Origin of the sequence: Halomonas sp. 707D4, assembly GCF_024158685.1 — a bacterium.
In the GTDB taxonomy this organism is placed as follows: domain Bacteria; phylum Pseudomonadota; class Gammaproteobacteria; order Pseudomonadales; family Halomonadaceae; genus Vreelandella.
This window is the reverse complement of record NZ_JAMZBD010000013.1, coordinates 1-16666: the sequence shown is the minus strand read 5'-3', so window position 1 is coordinate 16666 and position 16666 is coordinate 1. Positions and strand designations below refer to the sequence as shown.

Sequence of the window (16666 nt, the reverse complement as noted above, 5' to 3'; positions counted from 1 at the left end):
GGATGCCCTCGATGAGTGCCCCGAGCGCCAGGCGCTGGCTGATCAGATCGAGCAGCACCGCCGCGAGATCGAAAGGATCGATCTTGCCCTGAATGCAGCGCAAGGGTCATCGCCCAGCGAGGACACCAGCGCCACCCGACGTCACCAGAAGCGCCTGGCCTTGAAAGCCGCCGAGCAGTCGCTTCGCCACGTGCGCCAGCAGCTCGCTCATGCCAAGCGCCAGCAGGGCGCCGACGACATCGCCCGGGTGGAGCAGCAGCTCCAGAAAGCCCAGCAGGTCGTCGACGACGCTCAAACCGCGCTCGAATCGGAAACGAGTCAATGAATCAGCAAAAGCGCTTCGAGATCTTCTCGCGCCTGCGGGCCGAGAACCCGCATCCGACCACCGAGCTCAACTGGAGCTCGCCCTTCGAGCTTCTCACCGCCGTGCTGCTCTCCGCCCAGGCGACCGATGTCGGCGTCAACAAGGCGATGGCGAAGCTCTTCCCCGTCGCCAACACACCACAGGCGATCCTCGCGCTCGGCCTCGAGGGCCTGAAGGAGTACATCAAGACCATCGGGCTGTTCAATACCAAGGCGCAGAACCTAATGAAGACCTGCCAGCTTCTCGTCGAGCGCCACGACGGCGAGGTGCCGCGCACCCGCGAGGCGCTGGAGGCGCTGCCCGGCGTGGGGCGCAAGACCGCCAACGTGATTCTCAATACCGCCTTCGGCGTGCCGACCATTGCGGTGGATACCCATATCTTTCGGGTTTCCAACCGCACTGGCCTTGCCAAGGGTAAGGACGTGGTGGAGGTCGAACGCAAGCTCGAGCGCCATGTGCCGCGCGAGTTCAAGCAGGACGCCCACCACTGGCTGATCCTGCATGGGCGCTACACCTGCATCGCCCGCAAGCCGCGCTGCGGCAGCTGTATCATCGAAGATCTGTGCGAATTCAAGGAGAAGGTGGAGCTTTGAGCAGCGTCCTGTAGGCATCTTCCCAGTTCGGCCACTCCCAGGCGCGGGTATCCAGCGGCGGCGGCTGGCATGCAGGCTCGAGAAGCCACGCCGCGAGCCGCTGATAAAGCCCTTCGACCGTGCCGTCATAGCGGTAGGCGTCGGGATAGAGTTCGGGAAAGCAGAGCCGCTCGGGCACCAGCGGTCGTGCGCCGCACTGGGCCGCCTCCATCAGAGCCAGGCCTTGAAACTCGTGCCAGGTGGTCGAGACCACGATACCCCCGCCCTCCAGCAAGCGACGATACACCCCGGGCTCCTGTGGTCCCCAGCAGACGATGTGTTCATCCAGGCGGGTGCGTGCCTGCTCGAACACCGCCGGCTCACCGCGAAAGCGCTGGCCCACTACGGCGAGTTCAAAAGGGACGCCTTCTTCGCTGAGCCGGAACAGTACCGCGAAGAAGTCTTCCGGATTCTTGTCGTACTCCCAGCGGTGGTTCCACAGGATACGTCTCGAGGCTATGATACCGGCGGCGGTTTTCTCCCGCGCGACCAACGGCACCGGCAAGATGCGCGCGCGTGCTCGCAGCGCTTCCAGCGGGCGGGCGGCCGCCAGGTTGTCCGGCATCTTCTTCAAGAATGCCCGTGCGCCGTCGATGAAGGAGTCGCGGTTGTAGGCCGTGTTGAAGACGATGTCATCGGCGGCCAGGGCCGCATAGAGATTCACCATCATCGCCTCTACCGGCGGCACTTGATCGCTCGAGCTCGGATAGGCGAACTGATTCTCGTGAAAGTAGACGATCTTGCGCGCACGACCGAGGTGCGGGAAAAGTCCGACGAGGGTGGCCAGATCGACCATCGAGGTGGCGAGCACCACATCGAAGGGCTGGCTCAAGGTAGCGTGCTCCTTGAGCCACCAGCTCAGGGGATTGCCGCGAATGCGCCAGGCGAAGTGGCGCGGGGCAAGGCTCAGCCGCGTCCACTCCAGATCATCGAGGCGCGCCGTCAGCTGATCCGCCCAATAGCGGTGGCTAACCGCCTCGTAAGCCGAGAGTAGCAATACCCGCATCAAAAAACCTTGTCATCCCAGCGTCTTGGCAAGAAGTTCGAGTATACCAAGGCCTGGCCATCCGGGTCGGCAAGGATTTGCACCTAAGGTCGCCTAGGCACCCCGATGGGCTGTCATTAAGCTTGAAGACATTTCGCTTCGCGCAGGAGAATGCCCCATGGTCGTCACCGCTGTTGATCGCCCGCGCCCCCCTACCCGAGTGAGCACCCGACATGGTTGAAGGGCTACCGAGGCGGCAGGCGCTGGTGGGCGGATGGCTCCTGCTCGGCGGTCTCGGCCTGGTAGGCGGCGCCATTTTTGCGACCTGGCTCGACAGTCGCCTGCTGCTCTCCGGCGCGCCACGAGCAGCGCTCTGGCTGGGCTCGCTGTCCGGCGGCCTCACGCTGCTGGCGGTGGGCTTTCTGCTGGAGCGGCACCTGTTTCGGCCACTTCGCACGCTGCATGCGCAGTTGGCAAGGCTTCTCGCCAACCCGGACGCCTCGTTCACGCCACCTGACGGCTGGCTGGCGGGCCTGGCGCCGGAACTCGTCCATATCACGTCTCGCCTGAAGGACGAGCACGACCGCCGCGAGCAGGCGCGCCAGGAGGGCGCGCTCGATGCCCGACGCGTTCGCCAGGCCCTCGAGACGCTGCTTCAGCATCTCGACACACCCATCGTGGTATGCGACGAGCATCGACGCGTTCTGCTGTTCAACCCGGCGGCCGAGGCGTTCTTCCCCGCCCCTAGCGCGCTCGGGCTCGGCAAGCGCCTGGACACCCTGTTCACCGACCCTGCCCTGATCACACGCTTTCAGGCGCTGATCGATAGCGACCCGACCAAGGCGCCGCTTCCCCGCGAAATGCTTGCAAGGCTTGCCGAACGCACGCTGTCAGTCAATCTCACGCGGCTCTGCGCTGACCCTGCCGAGGTGCTGATCACGCTGCGTGACGTCACTCACACCTGGCAGGCCCAGCTGGAAACGCGAACTCAGATTCAGCAGGCCCTCGAGGCAAAGCCTGAAACTCTGGCACTGGGGAGCATGATGGCTTCGCTGAGGCTGCAGAGCGAGCAGTGGCGCCCGATCTGGTCGGATACCTTCTGGGACGTTCTGGACGAGCAGCTCGACCCGGCGCACAAGCTGATCATGCCCATCGGTGCGCCGGATGGCTTCACGGGCCATGCGCCATCGCTCGTGGCGCTGTTCGATGCCTTGATCAAAAGGCTGCACGGCGAGTTCCCGCGCGGCGAATTCGAAGGAGAGCTCAAGCGCGACGGCGAACGTCGCTGGCTCGCCTTGAGCTGGACGGGCGACGCCGTCGATGCCGCCACGCTTCAGGGTTGGCGAGCGGTGCGACTCGAATCGCTTCCCCTGGCACCGAGCGTCGAGGACGTGCTGGACCTGCATGGAAGCGACCTGTGGAGCGACGCGGATACAAGCGCAGGCCGCGCCCGACTGTGCGTGTCGCTTCCAGACCTGGACCCGCGCCAGGCACCGCCGGCGCGACGCCCGCCGCGCCCAGAATTCCATGACTTCGATATCGCCTACCACTTATCGCCCGGTACCCCGCTGGGTGAGCGCCCTATCGAGCAGCTCGAGATCGTCGCCTTCGATACCGAGACCACCGGGCTCGACCTGCGCGGCAACGACCGCATCGTGAGCCTCGGGGCCTGCCGCATCGTCAATGCCCGACTGCAGGTGGACGACACTTTCGAGGCGCTGGTGAATCCGCACCGCCCGATCCCCGCCGCGAGTACCGCCATTCATGGCCTGCGCGATGAGGATGTCGAGAACGCTCCCTCCCTGCCGGCGGTCTTCGCGCAGTTTCAGGCCTTCATCGGAGAGGCGATCCTGCTGGCCCACAACGCCTCATTCGATCTCCTGGCTCTGCGTCCCGCCAGCGTGACGCTTACTCACCCGGTGCTCGATACGCTCCTGATCTCGAAGGCACTCGACAAGGCCCTCGATGAGCACGACCTGGACGCGCTGGCCACGCGTTACGACCTCGAATGCCCGCTCCATGACCGACATACCGCGCTGGGGGATGCGCGCCTGGCCGCAAGGCTTTGGCTGGCGCTGCTTCCCCGTCTGAAAACGCGCAATGTCTCCACCCTGGCCCAGCTCCTGGAGCTACAGAAAAGCGCTTACGCCAAGAACGATGGCAGCCGCTGAAAAAGCCGATTCCATTACGAACTTTCAAACAATCGCTGTAGACTGGATAACGTGGGTTAAGAGCAAATTTCCGCATTTTCTGTACTTTAATGCGTTATAACCACTTTTTTAGTGCCATGAAGGCTAAATCTCATACTATATGACGAGATCCTGGGGGCCATGGAGTTGATGACAAGGAGCGTACCGAAACCAGCGTCCCCGGGTTACACCATCGCGCTACAACCCATCGTCGATGTCGACCTCAACCATGTCGCCGATGAACTGCTCTACCGTCATCATCACCGTGCGAGAACGGCAACCATCGACGACGATGTGCAGGCGACCGCGCGCGCCTGCGCGGTGGCCATCTACGAGATCGGACTGGAGACGCTTTGCGATCAGCGCACCTTGTTCGTCAACGTTTCCGAACAATGGCTGCTCAATTCGGAGCTGTGTCGCCTGCCCACCGATCGCATCGTGCTGGAAGTGCTCGAGTCCACGCCCCCTACCGCGGCGGTTCGCGACGCCATGGCCCATCTCAAGGCCATGGGTTATACCCTGGCACTCGATGATTTTCAGACCGACCAGGATCACGACTCGCTGCTCGATCATTGCCATATCGTCAAGTTCGACGTCTCTCGCGAGCTGCCGCTCGCCCAGATCGAATCGTTGAGAGCGCAGGGTTTCACCCTGCTCGCCGAACGCGTGGAAACTCACGAAGCCTTCGACCGCTGCAAGGCGCTCGGCTTTTCACTCTTTCAGGGCTACTTCTACGAGCGCCCGCGCATTCAACGCTCTCATGTCACGCGCCGAGACGCCTCGAGTCTCACCCACCTGCTGTTGATCACCAAACTCTATCGCAGCGAGATCGATGTCGACGATCTATCTCGCTTGATCGCCAAGGATACCTACTTGACCGAGGCGGTATTGAAACGGGCAGGAGCCGCGACCCACGCCGACGCCAGCGCTTGCGCCACGCTCGAGACATCGATCGAACGCCTGGGGGTGGTCGAACTCAGAATGCTGGTCACCATCACGCTGCTGGCAAGTCACGGCCCTGCCAGCAAGCTCGAGGTCATCAAGGGGCTCACCCGAGCGCTGGCCTGCCAACGAGTGGCGTCCGAGCGTCGCGTGGACGAAGAGGAAGGTTTCATGCTGGGGCTTTTCTCGCACATGCCGATGATTCTGGATGTGGAGCTCGAGACGCTGATTCAGGAACTGCCGCTGACTTTGGATCAGGCCAAGGCCTTGACTCAACGCGCAGGGAGACTGGGCGCCCTGTTGAGTGACGTGGAGTCCGCCGAGCTTGGCGAGCCTGTCGGCACGCTGCCCGATACGCTGCTGGAAGAGGCCGAGATCGAGGCGCAGCGCTGGATGAACAAGACGCACCCCTAGACGTCGGTCGGCCCTAGGGTGTTGACGCCTCGCGGGGATCTGCCTCGAACATTGCCTCGCCTACCTCATCGATATAACGCTTGGCCTTGGCCACCATCATCTCGTCGCAGGCCTCGCGCCCGGGCAGCATGTCCGAGCGCTCGAAGCGGTGCTCCCGAGTGCGCCCATCGGCGCCTTCCTTGGTGATCGTGCCGCTCACCCGGAACTGGCCGCCTTGCGAATCCGGTTGCGAGACGATCGTGTAATCCTGGTAGTGCACGGGCTCGGCAGGCCTTGTGCCGGTGGACGGCTTATCGCCACCGCCCATCAGGCCTGAAAACAGTTTCTTGAACATGGCCATTTCCTGACATCGTGTTACGAGCGAGCGCAAAAAAAAGCGGCCAGCCACGCTGGCCGCTCGGGATCAGCTTTGCTTGCGACCCTTGCCTGCCGCGATGCGCAGGCGCAGCGCGTTGAGCTTGATGAAGCCCTCGGCATCCTTCTGGTCGTAGGCGCCGGCGTCGTCCTCGAAGGTGGCGATCGATTCGTCGAACAGCGACTGCTCGGACTTGCGGCCCACCACGGTGGCATTGCCCTTGTAGAGCTTCATGCGCACGACACCCGACACGTTGCCCTGGGTCTCGTCGATGGCGGCCTGCAGCATGCGCCGCTCCGGACTCCACCAGTAGCCGTTGTAGATCACTTCGGCGTACTTGGGCATCAGCTGGTCTTTCAGGTGCGCCTCTTCACGATCGAGAGTCAGCGACTCGATGGCGCGGTGGGCGCGCAGCATGATGGTGCCGCCGGGGGTTTCGTAACAGCCACGGGACTTCATGCCCACGTAGCGGTTCTCGACGATGTCGAGACGGCCGATGCCGTTGTCGCCGCCGAGCTTGTTGAGCTTCTCGAGCACCTCGTGGGGCTTGAGCGCTTCGCCATCGATGGCGACGATGTCACCCTTCTCGAAGGTCAGCTCGACATAGGTCGGCGTCTCGGGCGCGGCTTCCGGCGAAACGCTCCAGCGCCACATGTCCTCTTCGGCTTCCGCCCAGGGATCTTCCAGAATGCCGCCCTCGTAGGAGATGTGCAGCAGGTTGGCATCCATGGAGTACGGCGATTTCTTCTTCTTGTTGGCGAAGTCGACGGGAATGCTGTGCTCTTCGCAGTAGGCCATCAGCTTCTCGCGGGAGGTCAGGTCCCACTCGCGCCAGGGGGCGATGACCTTGACGCCGGGCTTGAGCGCGTAGCCGCCGAGCTCGAAGCGCACCTGGTCGTTGCCCTTGCCGGTAGCGCCGTGGGAGATGGCGTCTGCGCCGGTCTCGTTGGCGATCTCGATCAGGCGCTTGGCGATCAAAGGACGCGCGATGGAGGTACCCAGCAGGTACTCGCCTTCGTAGATGGTGTTGGCACGGAACATCGGGTAGACGTAGTCGCGCACGAACTCCTCGCGAAGATCTTCGATGTAGATCTCCTTCACGCCGAGGGCCTGCGCCTTGGCGCGGGCGGGCTCGACTTCTTCCCCTTGGCCGATGTCGGCTGTGAAGGTCACGACTTCACACTGGTAGGTCTCTTGCAGCCATTTGACGATCACGGATGTGTCCAGGCCACCGGAATAGGCCAGCACAACCTTCTTGACATCGGACATTCTTCACTCCTCTAGGTCAACGACGCCTGCAGGCGGGCTGCCGGCGTCAACGCATGAATTACCGCACGAGTATAGCGCCCTCGCTGTCCGGCGAACACCGTCGAGGGCGAAGCCCGCGCAAAGCTGCTAGAATCACGCGACTGTTAGCGGTGGCTTGCCGTTACGCTTACCTTACCGACTACTCGCTTTACCAAGGAGAGCTGCATGAGCGAGGCAATAGCCCGTGAAATGATGGCCCAGCGATTTCGCAGTTATCTACCGGTCGTCATCGATCTGGAAACGGGAGGGTTCGATGCCCAGCGCGATGCGCTTCTCGAGATCGCCGCCGTGACGCTGACGATGGATTCCGACGGCAACCTGCTGCCCGACGAGACCTACGCCTTCCACGTCACGCCTTTCGAAGGCGCGAACGTCGAGCAGTCGGCGCTGGACTTCACCGGCATCAATCTGGACGACCCGCTGCGCAAGCAGGTGGCCTTGTCCGAGGCCGATGCGCTTGCCGAGATCTTTCGCCCGATCCGCAAGTCGGTCAAGGCCCACAACTGCTCGCGGGCGATCCTGGTCGGCCATAACGCGGCTTTTGATCACGGCTTTCTCAACGCCGCCTCCAACCGCTGCAACGTCAAGCGCAGCCCCTTTCATCCGTTCTCGAGCTTCGATACCGCCACGCTCGCCGGCTTCGTCTACGGCCAGACCGTGCTGGCTCGCGCCTGCCGGGCGGCGGGCATCGAGTTCGACAACAAGGCCGCGCACTCGGCACGCTACGACACCGAACGTACCGCGGAGCTCTTCTGCGCCATGGTCAACCGCTACAAGGACCTGGGCGGCTGGCGGCTGGCCCAGCAGGAGCAGGAGCTCGACGCGCCGGAGTGACCCCGTGGTGCCCGGCGCGCCTTTAGGCTAAACTTCGCGCCATTTATGGCGTCCGCTGAAGCGACCCTCGCTGTGCGGCGCTCCAACCAATCGAATCAGGAGTCAAGACGTTTCCATGGCCCAGCATAACGCCTTCTACGCCCAGTCCGGTGGCGTCACCGCCGTCATCAACGCAAGCGCCTGCGGCGTTATCGAAGCCTGCCGTCAGGCACCCGACCAGATCGGCAAGGTGTACGCCGGCCACAACGGCATCATCGGCGCGCTGACCGAAGACCTGATCGACGTCACCCAGGAGAGCGACGAAGCGATCGCTGCGCTCAGACACACGCCGGGTGGCGCGTTTGGGTCGTGCCGCTACAAGCTCAAGGACATCGAGACCCACCGCGCCCAGTACGCGCGCCTGATCGAGGTGTTCAAGGCTCATGACATCCGCTACTTCTTCTATAACGGCGGCGGCGACAGCGCCGACACCTGCCTGAAGGTATCGCAGCTCTCCGAGAAGCTCGGCTACCCGCTGACCGCCATCCACGTGCCCAAGACCGTGGACAACGACCTCCCGATCACCGACAACAGCCCGGGCTTCGGCAGCGTGGCCAAGTACATCGCCACCTCCACCCGCGAGGCGTCGCTCGATATCGCCTCGATGTGCGCCACCTCCACCAAGGTATTCGTGCTCGAAGTGATGGGCCGTCACGCCGGCTGGATCGCCGCCGCCGGTGGCCTTGCCGGTGAAGGCGAAGGCGAGCCGCCGCATCTGATCATCTTCCCGGAAGTGGCGTTCGATCGTCGCGCGGTGATGGCGCGGGTCGACGAGAGCGTCAAGAAGTACGGCTACTGCGTGATCGTGGTTTCCGAAGGGGCGCGCTACGAGGACGGTACCTTCCTGGCCGACGCCGGCAATACCGACGCCTTCGGCCACCGCCAGCTCGGCGGCGTGGCGCCGACGCTCGCCGGCATGGTCAAGCAGGACCTGGGCTACAAGTACCACTGGGCGGTGGCGGATTACCTGCAGCGCGCCGCTCGCCACCTGGCCTCCAAGACCGACGTCGAGCAGGCCTACGCCGTGGGACGCGAGGCGGTCAGCCTGGCGCTGGCGGGCAAGAACTCGATGATGCCGGCGATTCGCCGCGTAAGCCAGGCGCCCTACCAGTGGGACGTGATCTCGGCGCCGCTTTCGCAGATCGCCAACCAGGAGAAGTTCATGCCCCGCGAGTTCATCTCCGAGGATGGCCTGGCGATCACCCAGGCGTGCCGCGACTACCTCTCGCCGCTCATCCAAGGCGAGGATTTTCCGCCCTTCGAGAACGGCCTGCCCAAGGTCGCCAAGCTCACGCTCGCCAAGGTGGAGAAGAAGCTGCCGGCATTCTCGCTGTAGGCAAACGCCGACGCGGCGCTGCTTGAACGGAAGACGGGGCGATGACATCGCCCCGTTTTTTGTTGCGGCCTAGCGCAGGAGCCAGGAGAGCACGAGCAGCAGGAGCAGGATTCCCGCCACCCCTTGCCAGAAGCGCCGAGGCTCGCGGCGCGGCTCTTCCGGCGCCGGTGCCCGCCCCAGGGGCACGCGAAAGGCGTGCAGAAGCTCCGACATGCGCCGAAAGCGCAGCGCCCGCTGCGGGTCCAGTGCCCGGCGCAAGGCGTCGTCGAGTGCCGGGGTGATCTCGGGGTTGACGCTGCGCGCGCTCTTGTAGGTCAGCGACTCGAGGTCGGTGTGGCTGCGCAGGCGATCCGGCGTCAGGCTGTAGGGCAACGCCCCGGTGAGCAGCCAGTAGACCGTGGACGCCAGCGAATACTGGTCGCTGCGCCGCCCGATGCGATCGCCAAGGGCATATTCGGGGGCCGTATGCTCGGTGAACCCTACCTGGCGCAGCAGCTCGCCGGAGTTTTTGTGCCCCTCCATGTCGCGCATGTGGCAGGCGCTGAAGTCCGCCAGCACCACCTGGCCGTGCTGGTCGATCAACACGTTGTCCGGCGTGACCAGTTGGTGGATGATGTCGCGGTGATGAAGTGCCTGGACCGCCTTGCCGAGCTGATTGGCGATGTCCAGGCGCTGCTTGAGGCTCGCCTGGGGATGGCGGTCGGCCCACTGCTTGAGGGTCTCGCTCTCGACGTACTCCATCAGGTAGTAGAGATAGCGTCGCGGCCGCGCCGGGGTGATCACCTTGATCACGAAAGGCGAGTTGACCCGTTCCACCACCCACTGCTGGAGCAGGAAATGCTCCAGGTAGGCGTTTCTCAGCGAAAGCTCGGGGCTTGGCGCCTTCATCACCATGGTGCGGCCGGTATGACTGTCGCGCACCTTGTAGACCCTCGACTGGGCATTGCGCGACAGCACCCGCTCGACTTCCATGCCGTCGAGGCGCTGGCCCGGGGAGAGCTCCGGCGGGATCGGCAGGTCGCCGTAGATCAGGGCCGGATCGCTTTCGGCCTCCTCGGGAAGCTCGTCGATACGCAGGATCTGGAAGCAGAACTGGTCGCCGCCGTAGCCGCGCTCCTGGGCGCGCTGCTTGGCTTCCGCCGCCAGGCGCTCGCAGGCGGCGTCGAGATCGCTGGCGTTCGCGCGAATCAGGCGCACATAGTCCGAGGGCATCAGGGTGCCGCGCACGCCCTGGGTGGTGAAGACGAAGAAGTCACCCTGCTTGAGCGGCAAGGGGGTGTAGTCGATGTCGAGGCTGCCATCCATACCCAGCGCCCGGGAGGGGTAGCGATAGCCGCCCACATCGGTGACGTGGTCCCGGGTGAGCTGCTCAAACTCCGCGCCACGCAGGCGAAACACCAGCGTATCGCCCATGTGGAACAGGAAGGAGTCGCGGCCGCGAAACACCATGGCAGACATCGAGGAGACGAAGCTCCCCTCCTTGACGTGCTGACTCTGGCTGTAGCACCAGCTGTTGAGCGCCAGCATCACCCGGGTTGCCGACGTCTTGACGTCCCAGTGCTCCGGCGTCGAGAAGTAGTCGGCCAGAAAGCCGCGCACGCTCAGATCGCCGGCCTGCTTGGCCATGGTGTTGCGCGAGATGGAGTCGCTGATCACCGCGCAGGCGCCCTTGGTCGACAGCAGCGGCGACTCCGGTATGCGCACCGACATCGAGCTTCTATGCTTGCGCCGGTCCGGGGCGACAAACGCCTGACCGTAGCTGATCAGTAACTGTGCATGCGCCAACTCGTCCTCCTTGGCCCTGGCTGGTCGTGGCCGTGTCGGACGGCCCTTGCGTTGGGTGCAATGATACACGTTGTACCGGCCTTGCGATGCCCCGCCAAAAGTCGGTGGCGTCGCGAAGCGCACTCATCGCCCCGCGATGCCAAAAAAAGCGCCTGCAGAAGACGCCGAATTGGTAATCCAGCGGGCTTGTTCGTATAATTCCTCGCAATTACGCAGTACATCAACCGCTTAGACCCCGCACGCAAAACGCCAAGTTAAGGACTTCAAATGAATTTCGACAACATCCCCGCTGGTAAGGATCTGCCCAACGACATCTTTGTTGCGATCGAGATTCCGGCCAACCACGCGCCCATCAAGTACGAGATCGACAAGGACATGGGTGCCCTGCTGGTTGACCGCTTCATGGCGACCCCGATGTTCTACCCGGCGAACTACGGCTTCATCCCACACACCCTGGCCGACGACGGCGACCCGCTCGATGCGTTGGTCGTCACTCCGCACCCGGTAGCGCCGGGCAGCATCATCCGCGCGCGCCCGGTCGGCATCCTCAACATGACCGACGAAGCCGGCGAAGACGCCAAGCTCGTGTGCGTGCCGCACCCGAAACTCAGCACGCTCTACGACGACGTTCAGGAAGTGACCGACCTGCCCGAGCTTCTGCGTCAGCAGATCGCGCATTTCTTCGAGAACTACAAGGATCTCGAAAAAGGCAAGTGGGTGAAGGTCGAGTCCTGGGAAGGCGTGGACGCCGCGCGCAAGGCCATCGAGAAGTCCGCTGCCGCCTACCAGAAGGCGTAACATTCGATCTACTGCAGGAAGGCCGCCGCGAGCGGCCTTCCTGCGTTATAGCCGCCTGCCTGCGCGGCACGTCACCGCAGCCGCTACGCGAGCGAAGGTGCCTGCGTTAAGATGGCGAGGATACGATCGCCAAGGATTTACCGTGTTATCGACCAAGCGCTTGATGTTGCTGTGGCTACTGCTCGGGCTTCCCTTGCTTGCCCAGGCCCAGTGGTTCTCCCAGAGCCAATCCTCCGATTTCCTGCCCGTCAATGAAGCCTTCCAGAGCCAGGCCTGGCAAGACGGCGAGCGGGTCTACGTCGGCGTCACGATCCACGATGGCTACTATCTCTACCGCCATCAGCTCGACCTGAACCCGAGCGGCGAGCGAGGAGCAGACGCACAGCTCGGCGCCTTGAACATCCCGCAAGGCGAGCACATCACCGACGAGTTCGTCGGTGATGCCTACGTCTTTCGCCACCAGCTGGTGTTCGAGGCGCCCTTCGACGCACCGCAAGATGGCCCGCTCAGTCTCGACTTCCGCTTTCAAGGCTGCGCCGATGCAGGGCTTTGCTATCCGCCGGAAACCATCACCCTCGAAGCAGCACAGACCACGGCGCCCGCCGCTTTCGCTGGCTGGGAAGACGAAACGAACGCCGCCGCCACCGCTTCCAGCGGAAGCAACGCCGAGGCCTTCACGGCGCCGCAAAGCGAGGATGGCCGGTTCAGCGCGCTGATCGGCCAGGCGAGCCTGCCGTTGACGCTCGGCCTTTTCTTCCTGGCCGGTCTGGGGTTGACCTTCACCCCGTGCGTGCTGCCGATGCTACCGATCCTGGCCGCGATCATCGTCGGCCAGAACCCCAGCCGCCCCCGCGCCTTCGTGCTCTCGTCGAGCTACGTGCTGGGCATGGCGGCAACCTACGCCGTCGTGGGCGTGCTGATGGGACTGTTTGGGGCCGGTCTCAACCTGCAGGCGCGGCTCCAGTCGCCGCCGGTGCTGATCGGCTTCGCGGTGCTCTTTACGCTGTTCGCGTTCGCCATGCTGGGGGCCTTCGACCTGCGCCTTTCGCCGCGGCTCGCCGCGACCGTCGAGCGCTGGCAGGCGCGCGCCCAGCAAAGCGGCCCGCTCGGGCTCGCCGTGGCGGGCGCCTTGTCGGTGCTGGTGGTGTCGCCCTGCGTCACCGCGCCCCTGGCGGGGGCGCTGGTGTTCATCTCGAGTACCGGCGACGCCCTGGCCGGCGGCGCGGCACTGCTGGCGCTGGGTCTTGGCATGGGGCTGCCGCTGCTGCTCGCCGGCACCTTCGGTACTACCTTGCTGCCACGCTCCGGCGCCTGGATGAACGGTGTGAAGGTCGCCTTTGCCCTGCTGATGTTCGGCGTGGCGATCTGGATGATCGAGCGTCTGGTCGCGCCGCCGGTGGCGCTGCTGCTCTGGGCGGCGCTGGCCATCAAGGCCGCCCTGGCCCTCGGGGCGCTCACCTCCAGGGCGTCATCGAATGCCGCACGGGCACGCCAGACGCTGGGCGTGATGCTGCTCGCCTGGGGCGTGGCGCTGGTCTTCGGCGCGGCCCAGGGCGCAGGCGATCCGCTGCGGCCGCTACAGGGCTTCACTCCCTCTACTGCCGAGCCGACCCGCGCGCTGGCGTTCGAGACCGTCGACGGTCTCGAGGGGCTCGAGCAGGCGCTTTCGCGCACCGACGGGGGGCTCGCCTTCGTCCATTTCACCGCGCAGTGGTGCATCTCCTGCAAGCTGATGGAGCGCGACGTTTATCCCGACCCGCGCGTTGTCGAGGCGCTCGACGACGTGACGCTCATCGCCGTCGACGTGACCGACACCACGGCGCAGAGCCGCGCGGCATTGCAGGCCTTCGAGCTTTTCGGCCCGCCGAGCCTGCTGTTCTTCGAGGGCGAGCGCGAGGTGCGCGCTGCGCGCATTCAGGGCGAGGTGGACGCCGAGGCGCTCGCCGCCCACCTCGACTCGCTCAAGCGCTACGTTCGCGGCGAACAGGGCGTTTGACCCTCATCGACAGACCGTCGGCGCTCAGGGGCGGCCGATACTGGACAACACGTGGGTTTTTCGGCAAACTCCGCCTCCATAGTGCAAACAGACGTTTTTACGGTCGCCAAGCGCTCAACGTTCGTCAACGTGCAGCTTTCTGTCAATTTTACCGCACGGTTTACTGCGCTCTTGAACGTCCGTTTCAGACGCGATGCGACTCCCTTTGAGCCATTCACCATTACCGGGGCCCACTCCATGGATATTCGCAAGGTCAAAAAACTCATCGAGCTGCTCGAAGAATCCAACATCAGCGAGATCGAGATTCAGGAAGGCGAGGAGTCGGTGCGCATCAGCCGTCATCCCGATGGATCGACCTGGCAGCCCCAGCCCATGCCGCACTACGGCTACGGCGCACCTGCACAGCCCGCACCGGCCGCCGCCGCTCCTGCGGCAAGCGCCGATGCAGCAGCCGAAGCACCGACCACCAGCTTCCGCGGTGAAGCGGTGAACTCGCCGATGGTCGGCACCTTCTACCGCAGCCCGGCGCCGGGTGCGAAGTCCTTCGTCGAAGTGGGCGATACCGTGAAGCGTGGCGATACCGTGTGCATCGTCGAAGCCATGAAAATGATGAACCAGATCGAAGCCGATCGCGACGGCGTGGTAGAGGCCATCCTGGTGGAAGACGGCGAGCCGGTGGAGTTCGACCAGCCCATGGTCGTCATCGCTTAACTCTTTCATTTCAAAACGGGTGGATTCTCCCATGCTGGACAAGGTACTTATCGCGAACCGCGGCGAGATTGCCCTGCGCATTCTACGCGCCTGTAAAGAGCTAGGGATCAAGACCGTCGCGGTGCACTCCAAGGCCGACCGCGACCTGATGCACGTGCGCCTGGCCGACGAAGCGGTCTGCATCGGGCCGGCACCGTCGGCCCAGTCCTACCTCAACATTCCCGCGCTGATCAGCGCCGCGGAAGTCACCGATTCGAGCGCCATACACCCCGGCTACGGCTTCCTGTCCGAGAATGCCAACTTCGCCGAACAGGTCGAGCGCTCGGGCTTCACCTTCATCGGCCCGCGCGCCGAGACCATTCGCCTGATGGGCGACAAGGTCAGCGCGATCGAGGCGATGAAAGCGGCGGGCGTGCCGACCGTTCCCGGCTCCGACGGCCCGCTGGGCGACGACGATGCCACCAACCTCGCCACCGCCCAACGCATCGGCTACCCGGTGATCATCAAGGCCGCTGCCGGCGGCGGCGGTCGCGGCATGCGCGTGGTGCACACCGAAGGGCATCTGCTGTCGGCGATCACCGTGACCCGCACCGAAGCCCACGCCGCCTTCGGCGATGGCACCGTGTACATGGAGAAGTTCCTCGAGAAGCCGCGCCACGTGGAAGTCCAGGTGCTGGCCGATGGCCAGGGCAACGCCATCCACCTCTATGATCGCGACTGCTCGCTGCAGCGTCGTCACCAGAAGGTCCTGGAAGAAGCGCCGGCGCCGGGACTCGACCCCGAGGCCCGTGCCAAGGTGCTCGAAGCCTGCCGCGAGGCGTGCATCGAGATCAACTACCGCGGCGCCGGCACCTTCGAGTTCCTCTACGAGGACGGCGAGTTCTTCTTCATCGAGATGAACACCCGCGTGCAGGTCGAGCACCCGGTCACCGAAATGGTCACCGGCGTTGACATCGTCAAGGAGCAGCTGCGCATCGCCGCCGGGCTTCCGCTGTCGATCCGCCAGGAAGACGTCAAGCTCGACGGTCACGCCTTCGAGTGCCGCATCAACGCCGAGGACGCGCGCACCTTCATGCCCTCGCCTGGCAAGGTCACGCTGTTCCACGCCCCCGGAGGTCTTGGCGTGCGCATGGATTCGCACATGTACACCGGTTACAGCGTACCGCCGCACTACGACTCGCTGATCGGCAAGTTGATCACCTGGGGTGCCAGCCGCGACATCGCGTTGACGCGCATGCGCAATGCGCTCGACGAGCTGCTGGTCGAAGGCATCAAGACCAACATCGATCTGCAGAAGGATCTGGTACGCGACAGCTACTTCCGCCAGGGTGGTGTCAACATCCACTACCTCGAGAAGAAGCTCGCCAGCTGATTCTTTCACGATCACGACCTCGACGGGGTGGCCTGGCCACCCCGTCGGCGTTTTCACCCTCATTTTCGGAGAGTGCCATGCCCTGGCTACAGCTTCGCGCCCACGTCGCGCCGGAACAGGCGGAACCGCTCGAAGAGCTTCTGCTCGAAGAAGGCGCCACCGCCATCGGCCTGCAGGACGCCGAGGACGATCCGGTGTTCGAGCCCGACCGTGGCACCACCCCGCTCTGGCAGGAGACCATCCTCACCGGGCTCTATGACGACCTCGAAGGTATCGATGCGATGCTGTCGCGCATCGAGGCCGCCTGGGCGGAACAGGTTCCCGGCGAGCCCTGCCCCACCATCGAGTACGAGCTGCTCGCCGATCGCGACTGGGAACGCGAATGGATGGACGACTTCGCCCCGCTCAAGATGGGCCAGCGGCTGTGGATCGTGCCCAGCTGGATCGAGCCGCCGGAAGCGGACGCGGTCAACCTCATTCTCGACCCGGGACTTGCCTTCGGCACCGGCACCCACGCCACCACCGCGCTGTGCCTCGAGTGGCTCGACGGCCTGGCCGTCGATGGCGAGCTCGATGGGCAGACGGTGCTGGACGTCGGCTGTGGCT

At 64.3% G+C, this 16666-nt stretch carries 14 protein-coding genes and 1 pseudogene; 11 read left to right on the top strand and 4 right to left on the bottom strand.

What is annotated here, in order from left to right; all coding sequences use genetic code 11:
• Together BIS11_RS01255 and nth are read left to right on the top strand one after the other, a co-directional pair.
• Nucleotides 1–325 (top strand): annotated as a pseudogene (locus BIS11_RS01255) (electron transporter RnfB); the annotation flags it as partial.
• On the top strand, nucleotides 322–957 hold the full coding sequence (nth, locus tag BIS11_RS01250; RefSeq protein ID WP_253419728.1) for an endonuclease III: 636 nt from the start codon (nucleotides 322–324) through the stop codon (nucleotides 955–957). The pseudogene BIS11_RS01255 and the gene nth, both read left to right, overlap by 4 nt.
• Here the strand turns inward: nth and BIS11_RS01245 are convergent.
• The gene (locus BIS11_RS01245; RefSeq protein WP_253419725.1) at nucleotides 935–2002 is read right to left on the bottom strand and encodes a DUF3524 domain-containing protein; all 1068 of its coding nucleotides are present in this window, start codon (nucleotides 2000–2002) and stop codon (nucleotides 935–937) included. The two genes, nth and BIS11_RS01245, sit on opposite strands and share 23 nt — an antisense overlap.
• Nucleotides 2003–2214: 212 nt before the next feature.
• Between BIS11_RS01245 and BIS11_RS01240 the strand changes: the two genes are divergently transcribed.
• Nucleotides 2215–4152, top strand: a complete 1938-nt coding sequence (locus tag BIS11_RS01240) for an exonuclease domain-containing protein (RefSeq protein ID WP_253419722.1) — start codon at nucleotides 2215–2217, stop codon at nucleotides 4150–4152.
• Nucleotides 4153–4320: 168 nt separating this feature from the next.
• Nucleotides 4321–5526: an EAL and HDOD domain-containing protein gene (locus BIS11_RS01235; protein WP_253419719.1), complete on the top strand. Its 1206-nt coding sequence runs from the start codon at nucleotides 4321–4323 to the stop codon at nucleotides 5524–5526.
• 13 nt (nucleotides 5527–5539) lie between these two features.
• Here the strand turns inward: BIS11_RS01235 and BIS11_RS01230 are convergent, their stop codons facing one another.
• Both BIS11_RS01230 and BIS11_RS01225 read right to left on the bottom strand, forming a co-directional pair.
• Nucleotides 5540–5860, bottom strand: coding sequence for an HlyU family transcriptional regulator (locus tag BIS11_RS01230; protein ID WP_253419716.1), 321 nt, complete (start codon nucleotides 5858–5860; stop codon nucleotides 5540–5542).
• A 69-nt stretch (nucleotides 5861–5929) separates the two neighbouring features.
• The gene (locus tag BIS11_RS01225; protein ID WP_253419713.1) at nucleotides 5930–7150 is read right to left on the bottom strand and encodes an argininosuccinate synthase; all 1221 of its coding nucleotides are present in this window, start codon (nucleotides 7148–7150) and stop codon (nucleotides 5930–5932) included.
• A gap of 204 nt (nucleotides 7151–7354) precedes the next feature.
• Between BIS11_RS01225 and rnt the strand changes: the two genes are divergently transcribed.
• Entirely contained in the window at nucleotides 7355–8023 is a 669-nt protein-coding gene (gene rnt / locus BIS11_RS01220) for a ribonuclease T (protein ID WP_253419711.1), read from the top strand.
• 115 nt (nucleotides 8024–8138) lie between these two features.
• Nucleotides 8139–9398 carry a 6-phosphofructokinase gene (locus BIS11_RS01215; RefSeq protein WP_253419709.1) on the top strand — a complete coding sequence of 420 codons (1260 nt, stop codon included), beginning with the start codon at nucleotides 8139–8141 and terminating at the stop codon, nucleotides 9396–9398.
• A 69-nt stretch (nucleotides 9399–9467) separates the two neighbouring features.
• On the opposite strand, the gene BIS11_RS01210 is transcribed toward BIS11_RS01215, so the two are convergent.
• Nucleotides 9468–11183, bottom strand: a complete 1716-nt coding sequence (locus tag BIS11_RS01210; protein ID WP_253419707.1) for a bifunctional protein-serine/threonine kinase/phosphatase — start codon at nucleotides 11181–11183, stop codon at nucleotides 9468–9470.
• 267 nt (nucleotides 11184–11450) lie between these two features.
• On the opposite strand from BIS11_RS01210, the gene ppa reads away from it, so the two are divergent.
• From ppa to BIS11_RS01185, 5 genes are all read left to right on the top strand, one after another.
• On the top strand, nucleotides 11451–11981 hold the full coding sequence (gene ppa, locus BIS11_RS01205; protein WP_253419705.1) for an inorganic diphosphatase: 531 nt from the start codon (nucleotides 11451–11453) through the stop codon (nucleotides 11979–11981).
• A gap of 142 nt (nucleotides 11982–12123) precedes the next feature.
• A complete protein-coding gene (gene dsbD, locus BIS11_RS01200; RefSeq protein WP_253419703.1) occupies nucleotides 12124–13977 on the top strand; it encodes a protein-disulfide reductase DsbD in 1854 nt (617 codons plus the stop codon).
• A 237-nt stretch (nucleotides 13978–14214) separates the two neighbouring features.
• Nucleotides 14215–14688 carry an acetyl-CoA carboxylase biotin carboxyl carrier protein gene (gene accB / locus BIS11_RS01195; protein WP_253419752.1) on the top strand — a complete coding sequence of 158 codons (474 nt, stop codon included), beginning with the start codon at nucleotides 14215–14217 and terminating at the stop codon, nucleotides 14686–14688.
• Nucleotides 14689–14719: 31 nt separating this feature from the next.
• Complete coding sequence (gene accC / locus BIS11_RS01190; RefSeq protein WP_253419701.1) at nucleotides 14720–16060, top strand: acetyl-CoA carboxylase biotin carboxylase subunit; 1341 nt, start codon at nucleotides 14720–14722, stop codon at nucleotides 16058–16060.
• A 77-nt stretch (nucleotides 16061–16137) separates the two neighbouring features.
• On the top strand, nucleotides 16138–16666 hold a 529-nt coding region (locus tag BIS11_RS01185; protein WP_253585671.1), incomplete at its 3' end, for a 50S ribosomal protein L11 methyltransferase.